The following is a 22,326-nucleotide window of genomic DNA, read 5'->3' as shown; positions in this document are numbered from 1 at the left end:
GCGCGGGAGGTCCGCTGTGCTAGCTTTCGCACGCCAGTCGTACCCACGCATCTCGATGCGAACGGGTCAGGGAATCCGGTGCGAATCCGGAACTGACGCGCAGCGGTGAGGGTGACGGGCGGCGCAGTACGCCACTGGGGCATCCCCGGGAAGGCGCGCCGTCCGGACGACCCCGAGTCCGAAGACCTGCTGGCCCCCCGCCCGTACGGGCGGGGTTCCTGTACGCCAGGCTCCGCGACCGAGCCTCGACACCGAAAGCAGCGCCCCCGTGCCCGTTGCGCCCTTCCGCCGGACCTCCCTCGCCGCCTCCTGCACCGTCCTCGGCCTGTTGCTCACCGCCTGCGGAGGAGGTGACGTCGAGTCGGCCGGTGCGAAGGGGGCCGGGGCGACGACGCTGGAGAACTGCGGCCGCGCCGTGCGTGTCGAGCAGCCGCCGCGGCGCGCCGTCTCGCTCAACCAGGACTCCACCGAGATCCTCCTCTCGCTCGGCCTCGCCGGCCGGATGGCGGGCACCGCCACCTGGACCGACCCGGTCCTGCCCCACCTGGTGAAGGAGAACGCCGAGGTCGAGCGGCTCGCCGACAACAACCCCTCCTTCGAGAGGGTCCTCGACGAAGAACCGGACTTCGTCACCGCCTCCTTCGAGTCGACCCTCGGCAAGGGCGGCGTCGCCACCCGCGAGGCGTTCGAGGACCTCGGCGTGGGCACGTACGTCTCGCCGGCCGACTGTGCCAAGTCCGACACCGGCGACGGCGACGGCTCGCGGGACAAGCCGCTCACCATGGCGGACATCCACGGCGAGATCACCGACCTGGCGAAGGTCTTCGGCGTCGAGGAGCGCGGGGAGAAGCTCGTCGCCGACCTCACCCGGCGGGCCGCGGAGGCCGCCGCCGGACTCGGCACCAGGAAGGCGCCCGAGGACGAACGCCCCACGCTGCTCTACTGGTTCGCCAACTCCGAGGCGCCGTACATGGCCGGCTGCTGCGGCGCGCCCGGCATCATCACCGAGGCCGTCGGGGCGAAGAACGTCTTCGACGACACCGAGGACGAGTGGCCGCAGATCAACTGGGAGGCGGTCGCCGACCGCGACCCCGACGTCCTGGTCATCGGCGACCTGACCCGCAAGTCGCAGACGGCGGAGAGCGCCGCGGAGAAGATCGCGTTCCTGGAGTCCGGCCCCGCCACCCGCGCCATGACGGCGGTGAAGGAGAAGCGGTACGTGCTGCTGAGCGGTGCCGCGATGAACCCCTCGATCCGCACCGTCGACGGGATCGAGGAAGTCGCCGCCAAGCTGCGTGAGTTCGGGCTCGCCAAGTGACCGCCACCGCCGCGCGGCCCGCTGCGAGGGACGGGCGGACGCGGCGACCGGGGGCGTGGACGCTCAGCCTCCTCGCCCTGGCCCTGCTGCTGGCCTCCGTCTCGGTCGCCATCACCATCGGCCCGGCCCACGTCTTGGTCCCCGACGTGTGGGCCGTGGTCCTCTCCCGCCTCGGCGGCGGCGAGAGCGGGCTGACCCCCGTCCGTGAGGGCATCGTCTGGGAACTGCGGCTGCCGCGTACCGTGCTGGCGGCCGTCTGCGGGGCAGGGCTCGCGGTCTGCGGTGTGGTCATGCAGTCGCTGCTGCGCAACCCGCTGGCCGACCCGTTCGTCCTCGGTGTCTCCTCCGGGGCCTCGACCGGCGCGGTCGCCGTGGTGGTCCTGGGCCTGGGCGGCGGCGCGCTCTCGGTCTCCACCGGTGCCTTCGTCGGCGCCCTGGTCTCCTTCGGGCTGGTGCTGCTGCTCAGCCACAGCCTGGGCGGCACCACCGACCGGGTGGTGCTCTCGGGCGTCGCGGGCATGCAGCTCTTCTCGGCGCTCACCTCGTTCGTCGTGATGTTCGCCGCCGACGCCGAACAGACCCGGGGCATCCTCTTCTGGCTGCTCGGCAGCCTCTCCGGTGCCACCTGGACCGACGTGTGGGCGTGCCTGGCGGTGCTGATGGCGGCCCTGGTGGTGTGCGGGGCACGAGCCGTCCAGCTCGACGCCTTCGCCTTCGGTACGGAGAGCGCCGCCGCGCTCGGTGTCCAGGTGGCGCGCACCCGGCTGATCCTGCTGAGCGTCACCGCGCTGCTCACCGCCGCGCTGGTCAGCGCGGCCGGGGCGATCGGTTTCGTCGGCCTGGTGCTGCCGCACGCGGCCCGCGCCCTGGCCGGCACCCTGCACGGGCGGCTGCTGCCAGTGGCGGCGCTGAGCGGCGCGGTCTTCCTGGTCTGGGTGGACACCCTGGCCAGGACCGTGCTGGCGCCGCAGGAGATTCCGGTCGGCGTGGTGACCTCGCTGATCGGCGTGCCCGCCTTCGTCCTCATCATGTACCGCACCCGGAGGCCCTCATGACCGGTCACGAGGCCTCTCCGGACGACCGGCCGGTGCTGCGGGCCGAGCGGGTCTCGCGGTCGGCGGGCGGGCGGCTCATCCTGGACGGCGTGGACCTGGAGGCGCGCGCCGGCAGCACGGTGGGGCTCATCGGGCCCAACGGCTCCGGCAAGTCGACGCTGCTGCGGCTGCTGGCCGGTCTGCTCGCGGCCTCCGGCGGCACCGTCACCGTGGACGGCTCCACCCCCGACGGACTGGGCCGCCGCGAGACGGCCCGGCGGCTCGCCGTGGTCGGGCAGCATGCGGCAACCGACACCGACCTGACCGTCCGCGACGTGGTCGGACTCGGGCGCGTACCGCACCGCAGGACGTGGGCGGCGCCGGGGCCGGCCGACCAGGAGGCGGTGCGCGCGGCGCTGGAGCGGACCGGGCTGACGCCGTTCGCCGACCGGCTCTGGCACACGCTCTCCGGCGGGGAGCGGCAGCGGGCCCAGATCGCCCGGGCGCTGGCGCAGGAGCCGCGTCATCTGCTGCTGGACGAACCCACCAACCACCTGGACGTGCGGCATCAGCTGGAGCTGATGTCGCTGGTGGCGGGGTTGCCCGTGACCTGTGTGGTGGCGTTGCACGACCTCAATCTCGCGGCGATGTTCTGCGACGAGGTCGTGGTGTTGCGCGCGGGGCGCACGGTGGCCTCGGGGGCGCCCGGGGCGGTGCTCCGCGAGGGGTTGATCGAGGAGGTGTACGGGGTGCGGGCCCGGGTCGTGGCCGACGGCGGGGGGACGTTCGTCCGCTTCCTGGCGCCGAGGGCGCGCCACTGACCGGCCTCGGGCGCCGGGCCCGGAGCGGTGCCCGGGGAATCGAAGAGGGTACGGGCGGGTAGGCGTGTCTGCCGGGTCCGGCCGGTGGGGGCGTGTCAACTCTCGGGAGGAGAGCTGCACGCCGTTCGACAGGAAGGACCCCGCCATGGACAGGATCGGACAGCGCTGGCCCGCGTATTCGGGGCTCGTTCCATGGGCGCTTCTGGCCGTGGGCGTCCTGGTGGACGTGGTCACCGTCCCCGAGGTCAGCGGCGGCCCGCTGCTGGTGCTGGCGTGCGTGGCGGCCGGCTCCATCATGACGTTCCGGGGCACCGTCCGGGTGGTGGTGGTGGCCTTCGTCCTGGAGCTGCTGACCGGGCTCAGGCAGGGCGGTCCCGGTGACCCTCGGGAGATCGTCGGCATGCTGTACATCGTGGTGGCCGGGGCGGTCGCCCTCGACCTGAACAGGCTGCTCTCCCGCTACGGCAAGCGCATCTCCGAGGTCCGCACGGTCGCCGAGAGCGTCCAGCTCGCCCTGCTGCCCGAACCGCCGCTCCGGCTGGCCGGGTACGACATCGCCGCCTCCTACCGGGCCGCGCAGAGCGAGGCGCGGATCGGCGGTGATCTGTACGCCGTCCACGACACCCCGTGGGGCCTGCGGGTCTTCATCGGGGACGTGCGCGGCAAGGGGATGGGCGCGGTCAGCACCGTCGCCCTGCTGCTCGGCGCGTTCCGAGAGGCCGCCGAGGACCTGCCCACGCTGGAGGAGCTCGGCGCCCGGCTGGACCGGCGGCTGGCCCGCGAGGCTCCGGCACTCGGCGCGGAGCTGGAGCTGGAGGGGTTCACCACGGCGGTCCTCGCCGAGTTCCCGCACGGCGGACAGGAGGTCCGGCTGCTGAACTTCGGTCACCCCGGCCCGTACCTGGTGGCGCACGGCCGCGCGCGGGCCCTCGACGCCGAGGTGCCGAACCTCCCGCTGGGCATGGCCGGGCTCGGCCAGGAGGTCTCGCCGCACCAGGAGTTCCGCTTCCCGCCGGGGTCGAGCCTGCTCTTCGTGACCGACGGCGTGACGGAGGCGCGGAACCCCGAGGGCGTCTTCTTCGACCCGGCGCGCGGCCTGGAGGGCGTGTCCTGCTCCTCGGCGAAGGCGACGGTCAACGGCCTCCTCACCCGGGTCGACGCCTGGACGGGCGGGGTCTCCACCGACGACCGCGCGGTCCTCGCGGTCGCCCACTGACCGGGTCTACGACCCCCCGCCCCGGATCGCCCCCTCGACCGCCGCGAGCCGGTCGGCGAGCAGTCCGAGGGCGGCGACGGCCCGGCCGAGCTGGTCGCCGTCGGCGCCGCCGATCGCCTGGTGGCGTACGTGGGCGGCGCGGAGCTGCTCCCAGCGCGCGGCCTGCTCCTCGGTCAGCCGGCCGCGCAGGGCGGCCAGTTTGAGGAGGCTGGCCTCGGCGCCGCCGGTGAGGGTCTGGGCCTCGGCCCGGTAGTGGTCGTCGATGAGCGCGGCCAGCTCGCTGTCGTCCATGACGGGCGAGAGGCGTTCGGCGATCCGGTTCATGTTGCGGTACGAGCCCTGGAGGCGGAACGGCGGCTCGGTGCGGGTCTCGTCGGCCTGGGCTGCGGAGGCGATGTACGCGGCGTTGACCGCGAGGACCGTCTCGCGGGCGGCCAGCAGGTGGCGCAGGACGGCGGTGGCGCGCTCGCGCTCGGCGGGCGGGCAGGGCGCGCGGAGCGCGTCGGGCCGGGCGGAGGTGTCGCCCCGGGCGAAGCGGAGGAAGAGGTCGAGGTCGGCACGGTCGCGGCCGGCCAGCGGGGCGAGGTCGGGATGGGAGGTGAGGGCGTTCTCCACGAAGCTCTGCGCGAAGGCGTCCTCCTTGCCGGTGAGGACGTCGCCGAGGTTCCAGACGTCGGCCCGGTTGGCGAGCATGTCCGGCACCCGGAAGAGGTGGCCGGACTCGGTGTACGGGTTGCCGGTCATGCAGATGGCGAACCGCTTGCCGCGCAGGTCGTAGCTGCGGGGGCGGCCGTCCTGGACGCCGTCGACGCGGCGCTGGGCGTCACAGAGCGGGATGAACTTGCCGAGGAGTTCGGGTGAGAGGTGCTGGATGTCGTCGATGTGGAGCAGGGTGTTGCCGCCCGCCGCCAGCGCGAAGTTGATCTTCTCGATCTCCTGGCGGGCGGTGGCGTCGGGGGCCTCGGCCGGGTCGAGCGAGGTGACGCGGTGGCCGATGGCCGGTCCGTCGACGCGGACCCGGAGCAGGCCGAGGCGGTCGGCGACGTACTCCATGAGGGTCGTCTTGCCGTAACCCGGCGGGGAGAGGAGGAGCAGCAGGCCGCTGTGGTCGGTGCGGCGGGCGGCTCCCGCGGCGCCGATCTGCTTGGCGAGGTTGTCGCCGATCAGCGGCAGGTAGACCTCGTCGATGAGGCGGTTGCGGACGAAGGAGGTGAGGACGCCGGTGCGGTGCCGGTCGAGGCGGAGCCGGTCGCGTTCGGCGGCGACCAGGGCGGCGCGGCGGGTCTGGTAGGCGCGGAACCCGGGGAGGGTGCGGGTGGCGAAGTGCCGGGTGCGGGCGAGGAAGGCGTCGAGGCGCAGGACGAGGGTGCGGCGGTGGATGCGGGGGTGGTCGCCGAGGAGCCCGTCGGCGGTGGCGGTGAGCGGCGCGTCCAGCTCGTACCGGTCGAGGCCGGGGCAGAGTTCGATCGCGGCGGCCTCGGCGAGGTCGCCGGGTCCGGTGGTGTCGCCGCCGGCGGCGGTGGCGGCGGTGAGCCAGGCGGTGACGAGCTGGTGGGCGGCGGGCAGCGAGCCGGGGCCGAGGGCGGCGAGGTCCTCCTCGTAGGCGGGGCCCGCGGCGCGGCGGAACGTCTCCAGCAGGGCGCGGGCCGCGCCACCGGTGGCGAACCCTTCGCCGGGGCCCGCCAGCTCCTCGAAGAGGTAGGCGGCGGCGAGGCCGGTGTCGATGCCGTCGGTGCCGGGGGCGGCGCTCGCGGCGAGGGCGTCGGCGAGTTCGGCGCGCAGCTCCTCCTCGGCGCCGGTGGGGCCGAAGGCGGCGCGGGCGCGGGCCAGGGAGCGGACGCGGCGGGTGAGGCCGGCCCGGGTGTCCGGGTCGGTGCGGTGGGCCCAGAAGAGCTGGGCGGCGGCGCGTTCGGCGGCGGGGAAGCGGAGCAGGCCCGCGCCCTGGTGGAGCGGGAGGAGGGCGCCGAGTATCCGCACGGTGTCGTGGTCGTGGACGCCGCGTTCGTACCCTTCCTCGGGCGCGGCCTCGGCGGCGGCGCGGACCAGCGCGGGCAGGTCGGCGGTAGCGAGGGTGTCGGCGCCGTGGGTGGCGAGCAGCCGGGCGGCGAGGTGTTCGGCGCGGTAGACCTCGGCGGACTCCGAGGGGAGGGTCTGCTCCCAGTAGGGGCGGGTGGCGGCGAAGCCGGGGTCGCTGACGGGGCTGCGGTAGTCGGTGCCGCTGAGGGCGAAGGCGAGGGTGTCGCCGTCGGGGACGAGGGTGAGTTCGGCGGGGCGGGTGGTGACGGCGAACCGGTGGCGTCCCAGGCGTACGGTGCGCCCGCCGTCGGCGTACAGGTCGGCGCGGTCGCGCAGGGCGCGGGCGGCCTCCTGGCCGGCGGCCTTGAGGCGTCCGGCCAGTTCCTCGGCGCGGACCGGGTCGTCGGCCTCGCGCAGCGCCTCGATGGTGCGGGTGACCTTGGCGGCCATCGGGTCGGTGGCGAGGAAGGCGCTGACCGCCTCCTGGTCGGGGAGGGCCGCCAGGCGCCGGGTGAGGGAGGCCAGGACCCGGTCGGCGGAGTCGGCGAGCCGCTGGGCGTGGCGGGCGCGGGCGTCGGCGAGGGTCTGGCCGCGGGTGGTGAACGCCTCGTGGATCTCCTCGCGGCGGGTGGCGAGGTCGTCGAGGAAGGCGTCCTGTTCGGCGAAGCGGCTCTCCAGGTCCTCGACGCGCAGCAGCAGTCCGGCGAGCTGTTCGGCGCAGCGCTCGGGGGTGTCGGCGGCGGCCAGCGCGGCGGTGGTGGCCTGGGCGAGCAGGGCGAGTTCGGCGCCGAACTCGGCGCGGCCCTCCGTCTGCGCGAGGGCGCGGCGGCGGGCGGCGAGGGTGGCGCGGGCGCGGTTGACGGCGCCGAGGACGTCGGCGGCGGCCTCCAGGACGCCGGTACGGACGGTGGCGTCGGAGATGTCGATGCCCGCGACGACCTCGCAGAGCGCGGTGAGCCGTTCGGTGTGCTCGTCCAGGGCGCGGGCGAGCGGCGCGGCCCCGGCGGCGGTGGCCAGGGCCTCGGCCTCCTCGGTGAGGCGGGCCGCGTCCTCGTGGTGGGCGGCGAAGGCGTCGGGCCGCGCGAGGTGGCCGACTGCGCGACGGGCGGCGGCGGCCGTCTCCTCACCGAGTCCGGCGGCGAGCCGGTCGGCGCGCTCGGCGTCGGCGTACCGCAGCTCCTTGGTGGCGACGATGCGGCCGTGGGCGCGGCGCAGCGCGGTGAGGGAGGCGACCCAGCCGTCAGCGGACCTCGGCGCCTCGCCCCGGACGCGACGGACCAGGGCGGCGGCCTCTTCAGCGGCCCCGTCGAGGGCCTGGGCGGCCTGCCGGGTGAGGTCGGTGACGTGCTGGAACTCGTCGATGATCTGCCCGGCGGTCTCCCGGACGCGCTCCAGCGGCTCGTGCAGCGCGCCGAGTTCCGGATCGCCGAGCCAGGGGTGCCGGTCGAGGACTGCGGCGCAGTCCTCGCGCAGCGTCCGGTAGACGGCGACGGTGGGCTCGGTGGCGCCACCCGCCGTACGGGCCAGGGAGAGGCAGGCCCCCAGCGCCCGCACCAGGTCGGGGTTGCCGACCCGGGCCAGCGGCCCGTCCCCGCCGTAGGCGTCGGCCAGGGTGTCGGCGACGTAGGGGGTGCGCCAGAGCTGGACGGGGTGGACGCGGGTGGGTTCGCCGCCGTCGTCGGCGCGGAGCACCGCGAGGGTACCGTCCTCGTGCCGGGCCCAGCCGGTGCAGCGCAGCGGGGCGGCCAGCTCCTTGCGGAGCATGTTGTACGAGAGCAGGAGCCCGGGGGCGAGGCCGTGGGCGTGGTACGCGTAGAGCACGTCCTCGCCGAGCGGGGAGCGGAGTTCGCGGTCGAACTCCAGGGCTGTGGCGGCCCGGTCCTCGAAGCTCCGGCCGGTGCCGTCGGCGAGGAACATGCCGCCGCAGTGGACGACGCCCTGGTCGTCGGGGAGGCGGCGGAAGGCGCCGTCGGGCGCGTCGAGCCGGTGCACGGCGCCGGTCGGGGTGTGGACGACCAGGTGGCGCCACTCCTCCTCCTTGTACGGGCGCACCCGCAGCAGGACGAGGGGGCCGACGCGGGCGTGCGCGAGGTCGGCGTCGGCGAGGGACTGGAGGGGTTCGGCGACGGGCTCCCGGTGGGCGGGGGCACCCTCGTCGCCGGTGGTGACGGTGAGGTGGCCGCCGACGGTGGAGACGCCGACGCCCTCGGCGACGGCGACGTAGGGGTGGCGGCCGAGCACGTGGTCGCCGCGGGTGGCCGGCGTCCACTCGACGCCCGGTCCGCCGGGGGCGGGTTCGCGGGCGTCGCGCTCGCCCCGGGCGTCGAGGAAGGCGACGGAGCCGTCGGCGGCCACGGACCAGCGCAGCACCCGCAGGTCGGCGACGCGCTCGCCGGTCCGGAAGACGGCGAGCAGCTTCTGCCCGGCCCGCCGCAGGCGCAGCAGCCGGGCCCGGCGGTAGTAGCGGTGCAGGGCGGCGAACTCGGTGCGGAACGCCGGGTCGTCGAGCAGTCCGGGCACGGCGTCCTCGGGCAGCGGCGAGCCGTCGCGGGCGTGCAGCGAGAAGACGTCGCCGACGGCGGGTCCGGCGCCCGCGGTGACGGTGTCGGGCAGGTCCCGTACGCCGAACAGCAGGACGTCGCCGAGGGCGGCGAGGTCGGCGGCGCGGGCCGGGTGGGCGGTGCGCAGGGTGAGGGTGCCGGTGGCGGCCGGGGCCGTCGACCCGAACGCCTCGGTGCGGCGGGCGTCCAGCGCTTCGGCCCGGCGGGCCAGTTCGTCCGCCTGGGCGGCGAGCCGATCCCGCAGCACGTCGTAGGCGGCGCCGTCGAGCCGGGGAGCGGCCGGGCCCGCGCCCTGGTCCTGGGGCTGCGGGGTGGTGGGCGAGGTGGTCATCTGCTGGGTGCTCCTTGGGCTGTGCCGGCGGGCGGGGCCTGCGTCCCCGGCGGGGCCGGTGGCGGTGGGCCGGGGCGGGTGCCCTGCCGGGCCGGTACGGTCCGCCGTCGCGGGCCGGGTGGGCGCGGCGGGCTCGTGGTCCGGCGGCGTACGGGGTCTGCGGGGTGCGGGCCGCCCGGGTGGTGGGCCGACCCGGGCGGCCCACCGTCCCTCCCCCCTGTCTTCTCCTTGCCGCTCGGAGGGCCGGTCCGGGCCGCAGCTGCCGCCCCCTGTGTCGGCGGCTACGGGTCCCGGACCGGCACTCCGGTCGGGTGCGGGGCTCCCCCTGAGCCCCGCCGTCCGGCGTCCGGCATGGTGCCTTCGGGCGCCCCCGGTGGTCGGCCGGGGGCGTCCGGTGGTGCCGGAGCCGTGGTCCGTGGCGGGGGGGTCAGCCGGCCGTCTCGCTCCGGCCGTCGGGAGCCTTCCCGGCCGGGGCGGGCGCCGCGTCGGCGGTGAGCAGCCCGGCCTCACGGGCCCGGTCGAGGAGCTCGCCGGCCCGGTCGGCGGACAGGCCCTCCTTGGCGAGGCGGCCCATCAGCGCCGAGGCGCTGAGGTCGCGCAGGCCGCCGCTGGTGACCGAGGACAGGACGCTGGTCAGGTCGCCGGTGAAGGAGCTGGTGCCGTCGAGCCAGTCGGCGCCGAGCCGCCGCGCGGTGACGGAGCTGCCCACGAAGGCGTCCAGGCCCTTGCCGAAGGAGACCGAGTCCATGATCCGGTCGAAGAAGACGGACTCGCCGCCGACGATGTTGATGTCGGCGCTCTCCAGGCCGGTGGCGAGCACCGTGGCCTGCGCCTGGGCGACCTCCTTCTGCGCCTGGAGCCCGGCGAGCCGGATCTCCTTCTCGGCGTCGAGCCGCAGCCGGTACTCCTCGTGCCCGCGCGACGCCTCGTCCAGGGCGGCCATGGCGGCGGCCTTCTCCGTCAGTCCGGCCGCCTCCGCCTTCAGCTTCTCCCCGACGGCGGCGGCGTCCGCGCCGGCCTGCGCCGTGGTGCCCTCGGCGCGGGCCAGGGCCTTGGCACGCTCGCCCGCGGCCTCGGCGCGCAGCCGCGCCTCGGTGGCCTGGGCCTCGGCGAGGCCGGTCTTCTCCAGCGCGTCGGCCTCCTTCTCCTGGACCTGGACGCGGGCCAGGCCCTCGGCGGCCCGCTCGGCCTGGATGCCCTCGGCGAGCTTGAGCTTGGCCTGGGCGTCGAGCCCGGCGGCCTTGACCCGGGCCTCGGCGAGGGTGAGTTCCTCGTTGGCGCGGTGCACGGCGGCCTGCTCGGCGGCCTCGGCGGCCTTGATGTCCTTGACCAGCTGCTCCTGGGCCTCGGCCTCGGCGGCGATGACGAGGGCCTGCCGGTCGCGCTCGGCCTCCTCGACGGCGCGCAGCCGCTTGATGGACTCCTCCTGCTCGGCGACGGTCCGGTCGACGGCGACGCGCTCGCGGATGACCTCGGCGATGTCGCGGCGCTCGGCCTCGACCTCCTTGTCGGCGGCGATCCGGGTCAGTTCGGTCTCCCGGTCGCGGGCGATGACCTCCAGCAGGCGGTCCTTCTCGATGCGCTCGGACTCCACCGCGATGACGCGTTCGCGGTTCTTCTGGGCGACGGCGATCTCTCGGGCCTGGTTCTCGCGCTGCACGCCGAGGTTCTCCTCGGTGTGCAGGAAGGCGGTCTGGGCGCGCAGCCGCTCCTCCTCGGCGACCCGGGCGATCTCGGCCTCCTCGCGGGCCCGGAGCGTCTCGATCTCTCGGCGCTGTGTGATCTCTGCGTCACAGCGGCGCCGCTCCAGCTCCAGGATCGCCTCGCGGGCGTCGACGTCCTGGCGGGTGATCTCCTTCTCCTCGTGCCGCTGGAACTCGTTGGTGCGCACGTGCTCGGCGGCGGTCAGCTCGGTGATCTTGCGGATGCCCTGGGCGTCGAGGATGTTCTGCGCGTCGAGCTGGGCCAGGGGCGTCTGCTCGACGTAGTCGATCGCCGCGTCCTCCAGGCTGTAGCCGTTGAGGTCGGTGCCGATGACCGCGATGATGCGGTCGCGGAACTCCTCGCGCTGGGTGTAGAGGTCGGTGAAGTCGAGCTGCTTGCCGACGGTCTTCAGGGCCTCGGAGAACTTCGCGTTGAAGAACTCCTGGAGCGCGCCGGCGTCGCTGGCGCGGGCGGTGCCGATGGCCTGGGCGACCCGGATGACGTCCTCGACCGTCTTGTTGACGCGCAGGAAGAACTGGATGCGGATGTCCGCGCGGATGTTGTCGCGGCAGATCAGCCCCTCCCGTCCGGTGCGGGAGATCTCCAGCGTCTTCACCGAGATGTCGAGGGTCTCGGCCTTGTGCAGCACGGGCAGGACGACCTGCCCGGTGAAGGTCACGTCGACCGAGCGGACCTTGGAGACGATCAGCGCCTTGCCCTGTTCGACCTTGCGGAAGAGGCGGGTCACGACGAGCAGCAGGGCGAGCAGGAGCAGCAGGACGACGACGCCTGCGGCGCCGACCCCCCAGGTGATGGCGTTCACAAGCGGCCTCACAGGGTCATGGGGACGTGCCTGGGCACGTCCGGGCGGGTACGGGCCGGCCGTGCCCGCCGGATGGGCGGTGTGCGGTGCCGGGTGCGGCCCGGCGCGGGGTGGCCGTGAGGTCCTGTGCGTGTCCGCGGTGTCCGGTACTCCCCCGGCTCGTGCCGGCTCGGGAAGTGCCGGGCGCCGTGGGCGCCGGGCAGGACCTCTGGTGCGCCCCGCAGCCCGCGGGACGCGGCTCCGCGCCGGAGCGGGAGCGGGACGCGCGCGTGCGGGCCTGGGTCAGGTCGTGCGGATGGTGCGGGTCGGTACGGGTGGTGCTGCCATGCGGGCGGTATCTGCTGGTCAGGGGCGGATGCGCGGGTCGAGTGCCGCGTCGAAGGGCGCCACCCAGAAGAACTCTCCGGCCACGTCGTAGGCGTAGAGCAGTCCGGTCCGGCCCGAGACGAGGGCCGGGTCGGGGTCGCTGGTGCGGACCTGGACGATGGCCGTGGAGCCGTCCTCGGCGACCACCTCGGCCTGTCCGAACCCGCCGTCCACCCGCCCGGTGCGGATGGTGCAGGTGGAGCCGACGAAGTCGAGCCGGGACGGCCCGGGTTCGTCGGGGAAGAGCGTGCGCAGGGGCCGCAGCAGCAGCCGGGTCAGGCCCCAGGCCGCCGCCAGGGCGGCGGCGAGGACGAGGAGGACCAGGGCGGCGTGGGCCACGCCCGCCGTGCCGGCGCGCCCGGCCAGGACCCCTCCGGTGAGGCTGGCGAGCCAGCCGGTGGTGACGTAGACGGAGACCGCCACCGTCACCGGGACCCCGCCCAGTCCGAGACTGCCGAGATCGGCGTCGGCGTCGAAGCCGTCGGCGTCGGTGACGCCGATCAGGACCAGGACCCAGAAGACCAGGACGACGGCGAGGGCGGCGGTGAAGACGACGGTGGGGAAGCGGCTGATCGTGTCGATGAACTCGTCCATGCGGCTTCCCCGTCCGTGCCCGCGGCGGTGCCCCTCGCACCCCGCTCCCCCGGGTGGACGTCGGCCGGGCCTCACGGTCCGGGCGGGACGTCCCGGCGGCACCACGAAGGTTTCCGCGGTACGGCACCGGGACTCTCTCCCCGTTTCCACCGAGAGCATCCTGACAGGCTGTCGGCTTCCCCCGCATTGCCGACCTCCGGCAATCTTGATGCATCCTTGATGCCGGATGCGGTCCCCCTCACGGGCTTCACGAGGCCGCACCCAGGCGTTAAGAAGGCGCTAACAACCCGCCAAGAAGGAGAGGGAACCCTTGACGACGGAGGAGCGGACCGATGACTGGGTGTCCGGTTACGACCGGATACTCACGGAGGTGGGAGAGACCGGGCGGCGGCTCACCCGCGAGGAGATACAGGCCCGCAGGACACTGGGCGAGCGGGCCGCCGATGCCGGGATACCGCTGCGCACCCTCGTCGGCCGCCATCTCGCCGTGACCAGGGAGCACTGGCCGGCCTCGGCCCGTACCCCGGCGGCGATAGACGGGGTGCTGGCGGCGATGGAGCAGTCCGTGGACGCCTTCGCCTCCGGGTACGAGCGGGCGCAGCGGATGGCGGTACGCCAGGAGGAGGCGGCCCGCCGGGAGTTCATCGACGACCTGTTGTACGGGCGCAGCGATCTCGGGCGGGTCGCGGAGCGGGCTGAGCGGTTCGGGCTGCTGCTGTCGCACGCGCACGCGGTGGCGGTGGCGGTGGGCCCGGAACCGTACGACGAGACGGACCCGGTGGCGCAGGTGGTGGAGCGGGCGCTGACCGGGCGGTTCGGGGAGCGGTCGATCCTGGTGACCACCAAGGACGGGCGGCTGATCTGCGTCGCCCCGGCCGACCAGGAGGAGGTGCTGCTGTACTTCGCCAAGCAGGCGCACGCGGCGACCGACGGCGGGCGGGTCGCGGTGGGCCGCTCCCACCCGGGCGCGGGCGGGGTGGTGCAGTCCTACGAGGAGGCGCTGAACGCGCTGGACCTGGCCGAACGGCTGGCTCTGGACGACCCGGTGGTGCGCTCGGCGGACCTGCTGGTCTACCCGGTGCTGACCCGGGACCGGCAGGCCATCGCCGACCTGGTGAGCAGCGTGCTGGGACCGCTGACCGAGGCACGCGGCGGCGCGGAACCACTGCTGGACACGCTGACCGCCTACTTCGACGCCGGCTGCGTGGCGGCCCAGGCGGCGCGGGAGCTGAGCCTGAGCGTCCGCGCCCTCACCTACCGCCTGGCCCGCATCCACCGGCTGACGGGCCACAACCCCGCGGAGCCGCTGCATCGTTACACCCTGCAGACAGCCGTGCTCGGGGCACGCCTGGCAGGCTGGCCGGGGACCCCGCTGTAGGGGTCCGCCCTGCCGTACAGCAGGGTGGAGCCCCCGGACACGGCCGGCCGGGGAGTTCACGACGGACGCACACGGGGGTGCGCGAGGGATGACGGCGTACGAAGATTCCACGGCGGCGGACGGCGGGGCCGGGGCCCCGCAGGAGGACGGGGTGGACAGGAGGCGGCGGCCGGGGCGGTTCGGCGCGGCGGTGTCGGTGCTGCTGGCCGCGGTGCTGCTCTTCCCCCAGCTGGTGCCCAACGCCCGGTTCCGGGCGGGGAGTCTGGTGGAGACCTTCCTCCCGTGGCTCGGCGTGCTCGCCGTGCTGCTGCTGGTGGTGGGGCTGGCCCGGCGCTCGCCGCTCGCGGTCGGGGCGGCCACGGTGCCGCTGGCCGCGTGGCTGCTGCTCTTCGCGCCGCTGGTGACGGGCGGGGCCTCGGGGGACGGGGCGCGGCTGTCGGTGGTGCAGCACAACGTCAGCGACGAGAACCCCGACCCGGTCGGCACCGCCCAGGCGCTGGCCGCGCCCGGTCCCGACCTGATCGCGGTGGAGGAGCTGACCGAGGAGGCGGCACCGTCGTACCGCAGGGCGCTGCGCGAGGCGTACCCGCACCACGTGGCGTACGGAACGGTCGCCCTCTGGTCGCGGCACCCCTTGCTCTCCGACGAGCCGGTGGACCTGCGGCCCTCCGCAGTGGGCGACGGCTGGCAGCGCGGGCTGCGCACGGTGGTGCGGACGCCCCACGGGGACGTCGCGGTGTACGTGGTCCACCTCCCCTCGCTGCGGATCACCTCCGAGGGGATGCGCACCCAGCGCCGGGACGAGAGCGCGCGGCTGCTCGGGGCACGGCTGGAGCGGGAGCGGTCCGGGCGGGTGCTCGTGGCCGGGGATCTCAACGGGACACTCGACGACCGGGGGCTCGCGCCCGTCACCGGGCGGCTGGGGAGGCCGCAGGGGCATTTCGCGTTCAGCTGGCCCGAGCGGTTTCCGGTGGCGCGGATCGATCACGTGCTGGGGCGGTCGGCCGCCGTGGTGGAGCTGCACACGCTCCCGGCGACCGGGAGTGATCATTTGCCGGTGCTGGCGCGGGTGGACCTGCGGGGAGGGTGAGCCTGCGGCCGGCTGGGCCGGGGTGGGGCGTCGCTCTCCTGCTGCCCGTGCCGGTCAAGGACGGCCTCAAGCGCCGACCGGGCTACGAGGGGGCGACCGGGCCAGGCAAGGGGCGGTGAGGGCCGGGTGCGGTACCAAGGAGGGGTGACTTCGTACGTGGGCAGTGCTGGTTCGTTCGTCGAGGCGCTCGGGGAACGGGCCCTGGTGGTGGACGGTGGGCTGTCCGAGCAGTTGGCGGCGCAGGGGAACGACCTCTCGGACGCCCTGTGGTCGGCGCGGCTGTTGGCCGACGCGCCCGGGGAGGTGGTGGCGGCGCACCGGGCGTACTACGCGGCGGGGGCCGAGGTGGCGATCACCGCGAGCTACCAGGCGACCTTCGAGGGGTTCGCGCGCCGGGGTACGGGACGGGCGGCCACCGCGCGGCTGCTGGCGGCCGGTGTCGAGCTGGCCCGGCGGGCGGCGGACGAGGCGCGGGCGCACGACGGGGTGGTGGGGCCGCTCTGGGTGGCGGCCTCGGTGGGGCCGTACGGGGCGATGCTGGCCGACGGCTCCGAGTACCGGGGGCGTTACGGGCTGAGCGTCGCGGGACTGGAGCGCTTCCACCGGCCCCGTCTGGAGGTGCTGGCCGCCGCCGGGCCCGACGTGCTGGCACTGGAGACGGTGCCGGACGCGGACGAGGCGCGGGCGCTGCTGCGGGCGGTCCGGGGGCTCGGGGTGCCGGCCTGGCTCTCGTACTCCGTGGCGGACGGCCGGACCCGCGCCGGTGACCGCCTCGCGGACGCCTTCGCCCTGGCCGCCGACGCGCCGGAGGTGGTCGCGGTCGGCGTCAACTGCTGTGATCCGCGCGAGGTGGAACCGGCGGTCCGGCTCGCCGCCCGTGTCACGGGCAAGCCGGTGGTGGCCTATCCGAACAGCGGCGAGCGCTGGGACCCGGGCGCCCGTACCTGGCGCGGGCCCGCCCGGCCCCTGGCCGGCCTGGCCGGGGCATGGGTGGCGGCGGGGGCCCGGCTGGTCGGCGGCTGCTGCCGGGTGGGCGCGGGGACGGTACGGGAGGTGGCGGAGGCGGTGCGGGGGTAGGCCGTCCCTGACCCGTGCCAGGTGTTGCCGATGCGTTCAGCACGCGTGTTCCGCCGCCGCCCACGCTCGCGCCCACGGGCACGCGGACGTCCGGCCGGGTCCTTTCGACGCGCCCGTCATCGCCGCCGCCGGCCTCACCGCCTCCCCCGCCTTCCGCCGACGGCTCGGGCCGGAGTTCCCCGAGGGCGCCGAGCCGGCACCGCACGTCGGGGCGGGCCGCTCCCGGCGGGGGGCGGGGTACGAGGGTCAGCGGTCGCTGTCGCCCCGGGGGAAGACCGGGGCCGACGAGGCAGCGGGGTGCGGGGCCGGGGCGCCGTCGGGGGGCCGGTCGGCGGCTCCGATCCCGGCTTCGGGTGGGCGCGTCGCAGTCGCGGGCTCCGGGGCGCCACCGCGCCGGATCTGGCCGCGCAGCCGGCCGGTGACGTCCTCCGGGGGCAGGAACTTGGACCAGCGCTCGGGGAACTCGGAGGGCATCTCCGGGTCGTCGGGGTCCTCCCGCCCGGCCCGGGCGCCGGCCGCCGCGCGCTCCTCGCGGGCGGCGTCGTTGGCGGCGCGGGCGGCGGCGGTGGCCACGGAGGGCCAGACGCGGTCGATGGCGGCGTTGACGGCGGCGCCGACCAGCACGGCGAAGGCCGAGACCCCGATCCACAGCAGCACGGCGACGGGGGCGGCCAGCGAACCGTAGATGGTGGGGCCCTCGACGGTGTTGGTCAGGTAGATCCGCAGCAGGAAGCTGCCGAGGACCCACATGCCGAGGGCGACCAGGGCGCCCGGGGTGTCCTCGATCCACGGGGAGCGGACCGGCACCGACACGTGGTAGAGCGTGGTCAGGAAGACCACGGAGAGAAGGAGGAGGACCGGCCAGTAGAGGAGCTGGACCAGGTTCTCGCTCCAGGGCACCACCGAGACCAGGGTGTCCGGTCCGATCACCATCAGCGGCAGCACGACCGAGCCCACCAGCAGGGCGACGATGAAGAGGAGGAAGGCGAGCAGCCGCGTCTTGACGATGCCGCGCACACCGTCCAGGCCGTACATGACCGTGATGGTGTCGATGAAGACGTTGACCGCGCGCGAGCCGGACCAGAGCGCCAGCAGGAAGCCGATGGAGATCAGGTCGGGGCTGCCTCCTTTGGTCACGTCGTGCAGGATCGGCTGGGCGATCTCGCGGACCCCCTGGTCGGTGAGGACCGCGCGGGACGCCTCCAGGATGTTCTGCTCGACGCTGGCGATGGTGTCGGCGCCGGTCCAGCTGTCGACGTAGCCGAGCAGGCCGATGAGGCTGAGCAGCAGCGGCGGCACGGAGAGCAGCGTGAAGAACGCGGCCTCGGCGGCCAGCCCGAGGATGCGGTACTCCATGCAGGAGTTGACGGTGTCCTTCAGCAGCAGCCAGGCGGTTTTCCGCATCGACACGTTGCGGTAGAGCGCACGAGCACGTCGAAGCCGGCCGGAGGGCCGCTCGGGTGTTTCCTTTGCCTGGTCCACCTCCTTACCGTAGCGGCATGGCAGCCAGCACCCACACCGTGACCAATCAGCCCCCGCCCTTGGTCGGATACGACGTCTACGCGGCGGACCGCGCGCTCACCGAGGGCGTGGAGCGCCACCTCGACGCGGCGCTCCTCGACGAGGCACGGGCGGAGCTGTCCGAACTCGGGCGTGCCGCCGGTTCCGCGCAGGCCCAGGAGTGGGGCGTCCTCGCCAACGAGAGCAGCCCCGTCCTGCACACCCACGACCGGTACGGCCACCGGATCGACGAGGTCGCCTTCCACCCCGCCTGGGACCGGCTGCTGGGCCACGCCGTGTCGGCGGGGCTGACCGCCGCCTGGTCCCGGCCCGGCGGCCATCTGCGGCGCGCGGCCGGGTTCCTGGTGTGGACGCAGGCCGAGGCGGGCCACGGCTGCCCGCTGTCGATGACCCACGCGGCCGTCCCCGCGCTGCGCCGCGATCCGGAGCTGGCCGCCTTCTGGGAGCCGCTGCTCACCTCCCGGACGTACGACCCGGGGCTGCGGCCCGCCGCCGAGAAGGCCGGTGTGCTGGTCGGGATGGGGATGACCGAGAAGCAGGGCGGCAGCGACGTCCGGGCCAACACGACCCGCGCCGAGCCGCTCGCCGAGTCCGGCACGTACCTGCTGACCGGGCACAAGTGGTTCTGTTCGGCCCCGATGTCCGACGCCTTCCTGGTGCTGGCGCAGGCGCCCGACGGGCTCTCCTGCTTCCTGGTGCCGCGGGTGCTTGCGGACGGCACCCGCAACCCCTTCGCGATCCAGCGGCTCAAGGACAAGCTCGGCAACCGGTCCAACGCCTCCGGCGAGGTCGAGTTCGACGGGACCTGGGCGCGGCGGGTGGGCGAGGAGGGGCGGGGGGTGCGCACCATCATCGACATGGTGGCCGCGACCCGCCTGGACTGCGTCCTCGGCAGCGCGGCGACGATGCGGCAGGCCCTCGCGCAGGCCACCCACCACGCGGCGCACCGCTCGGCCTTCGGCGGGCTCCTCGCCGACAAGCCGCTGATGCGCAACGTCCTCGCCGACCTCGCCCTGGAGTCCGAGGCGGCGACCACCCTGGCGCTGCGGCTGGCCGCCGCCTACGACGACGGGAGCGAGGCCGAGCAGGCGTTCCTGCGGATCGCGGTGCCGGTCGCCAAGTACTGGGTGACCAAGCGGTGCACCGCGGTGGCCGCCGAGGCGCTGGAGTGCCTGGGCGGCAACGGCTACGTGGAGGAGTCCGGTATGCCCCGGCTGCTGCGGGAGTCGCCGCTCAACTCCCTCTGGGAGGGATCGGGCAACGTGCAGGCCCTCGACGTGCTGCGCGCGATGGGCCGCGAGCCCGGGGCGCTCGACGCCTTCCTCTGCGAGGTGGGCCGGGCGCGCGGCGCCGACCACCGGCTCGACGGGGCGATCAAGCGGCTCCTCACCGAGCTGGCCGACCTCGACGGCATCGAGGGGCGGGCCCGGCGGCTGGTCGAGCGGATGGCCCTGGTCCTCCAGGGCTCCCTGCTCCTGCGCTTCGCCCCACCGGAGGTCGCCGACGCCTTCTGCGCCTCCCGCCTGGGCGGCGACTGGGGGCACGCCTTCGGCACGCTGCCCCACACGCTCGATCTGGGCGCGGTGGTCACGCGGGCGACGCCGCGGGTCTGAGCGGAGACAGGCCGGCAACGGCCGAACGGGGGCTGGCACGCCTCCTCAGGGCCGCAGCACGATCTCCCCCACGTGGCGCCTTCGGGCCAGCGCCATGAGCAGGGCGAGGTGGCGGGGCGCGTGCACGGCCGAGCCGACGACCTGGTCCGGCGCTTGAGGGCACTTCCCAAGCCCGTCCGGCGCCTGAGGACACCCCACCGCAGCCGTCCGAGACCCGAGGACACCCCCCAGCCGGTCCGGCACCTGAGGACGAAGAAGGGGGTGGTGCCGCGCCGACACGGCACCACCCCCAGCAGCCACCCCTCGGCCAGGAGCCGAAGGCGAAACCACCCCCCAAGCTTCATCTCCCGCCCCACCTCGCACGAGAGTTGCAGAGGGTTGCAGCCCGATCGGCGAAGTCCACCCCCGCACCCCCCGCTCCCAGGCACGATGTCCAAAGCACCGCGCCCCGCCACCCGGCGCACCCCCGCGCGGAGCGCACCCCCGGGCGACGATCGAGGAGACCCACCGTGACCCAGGCAGCCATCGACCTAGGCCGCCTCACCGGCCGGGACGTGCGCCGTGCGGCGAGGCTGATGGCCGAGACGCACGCGGCAGCCCTCTCCGGCAAGCCCCCGGCCGTCCCGCCCCGCCCGGAGATAGGCGCGTCCTGGGAACGGATGCTGCGCCGGGGCGTCGACCCGGAGCGGGCGGTCCGCCCCCGCCCGCTCACCTCCGCCGAGCTGGCCGAGCGCCGCCAGCGCTCGCACCTCACCGAGGTGCTGCCGCTGCTGCGGGACGGCCTGGTCTCGGTGGCGGAGGCGGCGCAGCACATCATGGTGGTCTGCGACGCGGACGGCATCGTGCTGTGGCGCGAGGGCCATCAGGCGGTGCTCCGTCACGCGGACGCGACAGGACTGGTCCCGGGCGCCGACTGGCGGGAGGCCACCTCGGGGACCAACGGCCTCGGCACGCCCCTGGTGGCGCGCCGGCCGGTACAGGTCTTCTCGGCCGAGCACTTCGTCCGCACCCACCACCGGTGGACGTGCTCGGGCGCGCCGATCACCGACCCCCGCGACGGCCGCCTGCTGGGCGTGGTCGACGTGAGCGGTCTGCTGGAGACCCTGCATCCGGCGATGCTGAAGCTGGTGGAGTCGGTGGCGAAGCTGGCCGAGGCGGAGCTGCGCGCCCGCCATCTGCGCAGCCTGGACCGGCTGCGTTCGGTCGCGGCGCCGCTGCTGGCCCGGATCGGCGGACGGGCCGTGGCCGTGGACGAGGCGGGCTGGGTCGCGGCGGTCACCGGCATGGCGCCGGTGGACCGGCTGCCGTTGCCGCGGGCGCTGAGCGCGGGCCCGGTCCGCCTCGGTCCGCTCGGCCTCTGCGGGGCCGAGCCGCTGCCCGGCGGCTGGCTGCTGCGACCGGCCCCGTGCCCGCGCGCGGGGGCGGCTCGGCTGCGGCTGGACCTCTCCGCACCCGCCCGGCCGTCGCTGACGGTGGCGGGCGAGGTCGGCTCGTGGACGCACGACCTCTCGCCGCGCCACGCCGAGCTGCTGTTCCTCCTGGCGGGCGAGGAGTCGGGGTGTTCGGCCGCCGCTCTGGCCGAGGCGGTCTTCGGGGACCCGGGGCGCCGGGTGACGGTCCGGGCGGAGCTGTCGCGGATGCGCCGCTACCTCGGCGAGCTGCTGGAGCACCGCCCGTACCGCTTCCGGGAGGGTACCGGCGTGCAGGTGGTGCTCCCCGAGGACCGGTCGGCGCTGCTGCCGCACTCGCTGGCCCCGGCCGTGGCACGGGCCCGCGGCCAAGCGGCGCCCCGGCGCTGAGCAGGGCGGGAGGCGGGTCGGGGGCCGGCCGGGGCGCATGGTTGCCTGGCCGTATGAGCATCACCGTGACCACCTGGTACCTGGAGCAGACCTCCCCCGCGGATCTGCGCCCCGCCACCGCGGCCCGCGCCCGGGCCGCCGCTCCGGACGGCGGCGGCCCGCTGATCATGCGGGCGGAGACCCCGTCCCCGGAGTTCAGCCGCTTCCTCTACGCCTCCGTCGGCCAGGACATCCGCTGGACCGACCGGCTGGCGCTGACCTGGGCCGAGTGGGAGCGGGCGGTCTGCCGTCCGGAGGTGGAGACCTGGGTGGCGTACGACCGGGGCACGCCCGCCGGGTACGCCGAGCTGGAGGCTGCGCCGGACGGTTCGGTGGAGATCGTCTACTTCGGGCTGATCCCGGCCTTCCGGGGGCGCGGGATCGGCGGGCCGCTGCTGTCGGAGGCGGTGGCGCGCGCCTGGGACCTCGCCGAGCGGCGGGAGAGCTTCGCTCCGACCGAGCGGGTGTGGCTGCACACGTGCAGCAAGGACGGTCCGCACGCGATGGACAACTACCTGCGGCGCGGCTTCCGGCTCTACCGCACCGAGACGGCCGAGGAGGACGAGGTGGCGACGCCCGGCCCGTGGCCGGGGGCCGGCCCGCTGCCGTACGGCGTCGAGGAGCCCGGGCGGCCGGCCGCCGGGGACTGATCCGGCGTCAGGAGCGGTCCGCCCGGCGCGGCGTGACCGCTACGTCCGCAATGCGGCTCGTTCGTCCAGCGCCGGCGCCGGCCGTCGCACTCTCCCTCCGACACCCTTGTCCCGCCATTCGGGACAGGGGTGTCCGCATGTTGGATTATGGTGGACTGCCGGAAGAGCGACGTGCCACGCTTCCGCCATGTCCACAGCTGGAACTGCCTTGGTGAGTCGGCGGCACGTCGATCTCGGCCGCGTGTCCAGCGCCATCTGTCGGCCGGGCCGCTAGTCCTCAGCGCCTGCCCCGCCCCCTCTCTCCCCGCTCGGCCCGCACCACGTCGCGCACGCCTGCCCGCTCGCACGTATGCCCAGGTCAGAGCCGCTTCCTGC

At 75.2% G+C, this 22,326-nt stretch carries 15 protein-coding genes and 1 riboswitch; of the genes, 11 read left to right on the top strand and 4 right to left on the bottom strand.

Going from position 1 to position 22,326, the window contains the following annotated elements; genetic code table 11:
- The first annotated feature begins 17 nt into the window (after positions 1-17).
- Positions 18-208: riboswitch (cobalamin riboswitch) on the top strand.
- A 60-nt stretch (positions 209-268) separates the two neighbouring features.
- The 4 genes from ACSLIC_RS22580 to ACSLIC_RS22565 all read left to right on the top strand — a co-directional run bounded on the left by ACSLIC_RS22580 (position 269) and on the right by ACSLIC_RS22565 (position 4,389).
- On the top strand, positions 269-1,318 hold the full coding sequence (locus ACSLIC_RS22580; RefSeq protein WP_436739528.1) for an ABC transporter substrate-binding protein: 1,050 nt from the start codon (positions 269-271) through the stop codon (positions 1,316-1,318).
- Positions 1,315-2,373: a FecCD family ABC transporter permease gene (locus ACSLIC_RS22575; RefSeq protein ID WP_436739527.1), complete on the top strand. Its 1,059-nt coding sequence runs from the start codon at positions 1,315-1,317 to the stop codon at positions 2,371-2,373. The genes ACSLIC_RS22580 and ACSLIC_RS22575 overlap by 4 nt, the downstream gene beginning before the upstream one ends.
- The gene (locus tag ACSLIC_RS22570; protein WP_436739526.1) at positions 2,370-3,173 is read left to right on the top strand and encodes an ABC transporter ATP-binding protein; all 804 of its coding nucleotides are present in this window, start codon (positions 2,370-2,372) and stop codon (positions 3,171-3,173) included. The genes ACSLIC_RS22575 and ACSLIC_RS22570 overlap by 4 nt, the downstream gene beginning before the upstream one ends.
- Positions 3,174-3,318: 145 nt before the next feature.
- Positions 3,319-4,389: a PP2C family protein-serine/threonine phosphatase gene (locus ACSLIC_RS22565; RefSeq protein ID WP_436739525.1), complete on the top strand. Its 1,071-nt coding sequence runs from the start codon at positions 3,319-3,321 to the stop codon at positions 4,387-4,389.
- Between the two features lie 6 nt (positions 4,390-4,395).
- On the opposite strand, the gene ACSLIC_RS22560 is transcribed toward ACSLIC_RS22565, so the two are convergent.
- The 3 genes from ACSLIC_RS22560 to ACSLIC_RS22550 form a co-directional block, all read right to left on the bottom strand.
- A complete protein-coding gene (locus ACSLIC_RS22560) occupies positions 4,396-9,297 on the bottom strand; it encodes a DNA repair ATPase (protein ID WP_436739524.1) in 4,902 nt (1,633 codons plus the stop codon).
- A 427-nt stretch (positions 9,298-9,724) separates the two neighbouring features.
- Positions 9,725-11,824, bottom strand: a complete 2,100-nt coding sequence (locus ACSLIC_RS22555; protein WP_436739523.1) for a flotillin family protein — start codon at positions 11,822-11,824, stop codon at positions 9,725-9,727.
- Positions 11,825-12,169: 345 nt separating this feature from the next.
- The gene (locus ACSLIC_RS22550) at positions 12,170-12,784 is read right to left on the bottom strand and encodes a hypothetical protein (RefSeq protein ID WP_436739522.1); all 615 of its coding nucleotides are present in this window, start codon (positions 12,782-12,784) and stop codon (positions 12,170-12,172) included.
- 310 nt (positions 12,785-13,094) lie between these two features.
- Here ACSLIC_RS22550 and ACSLIC_RS22545 point away from each other — a divergent pair, with 310 nt between their 5' ends.
- From ACSLIC_RS22545 to mmuM, 3 genes are all read left to right on the top strand, one after another.
- Positions 13,095-14,162, top strand: a complete 1,068-nt coding sequence (locus ACSLIC_RS22545; protein WP_436739521.1) for a PucR family transcriptional regulator — start codon at positions 13,095-13,097, stop codon at positions 14,160-14,162.
- Positions 14,163-14,250: 88 nt separating this feature from the next.
- Positions 14,251-15,252 (top strand): endonuclease/exonuclease/phosphatase family protein, encoded by a 1,002-nt coding sequence (locus ACSLIC_RS22540; protein ID WP_436739520.1) that lies wholly within the window; start codon positions 14,251-14,253, stop codon positions 15,250-15,252.
- Between the two features lie 201 nt (positions 15,253-15,453).
- On the top strand, positions 15,454-16,329 hold the full coding sequence (gene mmuM / locus ACSLIC_RS22535) for a homocysteine S-methyltransferase (RefSeq protein WP_436740449.1): 876 nt from the start codon (positions 15,454-15,456) through the stop codon (positions 16,327-16,329).
- Between the two features lie 246 nt (positions 16,330-16,575).
- On the opposite strand, the gene ACSLIC_RS22530 is transcribed toward mmuM, so the two are convergent.
- Complete coding sequence (locus tag ACSLIC_RS22530) at positions 16,576-17,811, bottom strand: YhjD/YihY/BrkB family envelope integrity protein (protein WP_436739519.1); 1,236 nt, start codon at positions 17,809-17,811, stop codon at positions 16,576-16,578.
- Between the two features lie 17 nt (positions 17,812-17,828).
- Here ACSLIC_RS22530 and ACSLIC_RS22525 point away from each other — a divergent pair, with 17 nt between their 5' ends.
- From ACSLIC_RS22525 to ACSLIC_RS22510, 4 genes are all read left to right on the top strand, one after another.
- Entirely contained in the window at positions 17,829-19,463 is a 1,635-nt protein-coding gene (locus ACSLIC_RS22525) for an acyl-CoA dehydrogenase family protein (protein WP_436739518.1), read from the top strand.
- Between the two features lie 509 nt (positions 19,464-19,972).
- Positions 19,973-21,262: a GAF domain-containing protein gene (locus ACSLIC_RS22520; RefSeq protein ID WP_436739517.1), complete on the top strand. Its 1,290-nt coding sequence runs from the start codon at positions 19,973-19,975 to the stop codon at positions 21,260-21,262.
- A 53-nt stretch (positions 21,263-21,315) separates the two neighbouring features.
- Positions 21,316-21,951 carry a GNAT family N-acetyltransferase gene (locus ACSLIC_RS22515; RefSeq protein ID WP_436739516.1) on the top strand — a complete coding sequence of 212 codons (636 nt, stop codon included), beginning with the start codon at positions 21,316-21,318 and terminating at the stop codon, positions 21,949-21,951.
- Positions 21,952-22,138: 187 nt separating this feature from the next.
- On the top strand, positions 22,139-22,225 hold the full coding sequence (locus ACSLIC_RS22510; protein WP_436740448.1) for a putative leader peptide: 87 nt from the start codon (positions 22,139-22,141) through the stop codon (positions 22,223-22,225).
- The last annotated feature ends 101 nt before the right edge of the window (positions 22,226-22,326 follow it).

The organism is Streptomyces sp. BBFR102 (assembly GCF_051397025.1).
GTDB lineage: Bacteria > Actinomycetota > Actinomycetes > Streptomycetales > Streptomycetaceae > Streptomyces.
Note: the sequence above shows the minus strand (reverse complement) of the source record. Positions and strands in the feature narration are given on the sequence as shown.

Excerpts from the sequence above, each read along its gene's own strand:
- ACSLIC_RS22550 (WP_436739522.1), bottom strand. The coding sequence starts at position 12,784 with ATGGACGAGTTCATCGACACGATCAGCCGCTTCCCCACCGTCGTCTTC.
- ACSLIC_RS22565 (WP_436739525.1), top strand. The coding sequence starts at position 3,319 with ATGGACAGGATCGGACAGCGCTGGCCCGCGTATTCGGGGCTCGTTCCA.
- ACSLIC_RS22510 (WP_436740448.1), top strand. The coding sequence starts at position 22,139 with ATGTCCACAGCTGGAACTGCCTTGGTGAGTCGGCGGCACGTCGATCTC.
- ACSLIC_RS22560 (WP_436739524.1), bottom strand. The coding sequence starts at position 9,297 with ATGACCACCTCGCCCACCACCCCGCAGCCCCAGGACCAGGGCGCGGGC.
- ACSLIC_RS22570 (WP_436739526.1), top strand. The coding sequence starts at position 2,370 with ATGACCGGTCACGAGGCCTCTCCGGACGACCGGCCGGTGCTGCGGGCC.
- ACSLIC_RS22525 (WP_436739518.1), top strand. The coding sequence starts at position 17,829 with ATGGCAGCCAGCACCCACACCGTGACCAATCAGCCCCCGCCCTTGGTC.
- ACSLIC_RS22515 (WP_436739516.1), top strand. The coding sequence starts at position 21,316 with ATGAGCATCACCGTGACCACCTGGTACCTGGAGCAGACCTCCCCCGCG.
- ACSLIC_RS22540 (WP_436739520.1), top strand. The coding sequence starts at position 14,251 with ATGACGGCGTACGAAGATTCCACGGCGGCGGACGGCGGGGCCGGGGCC.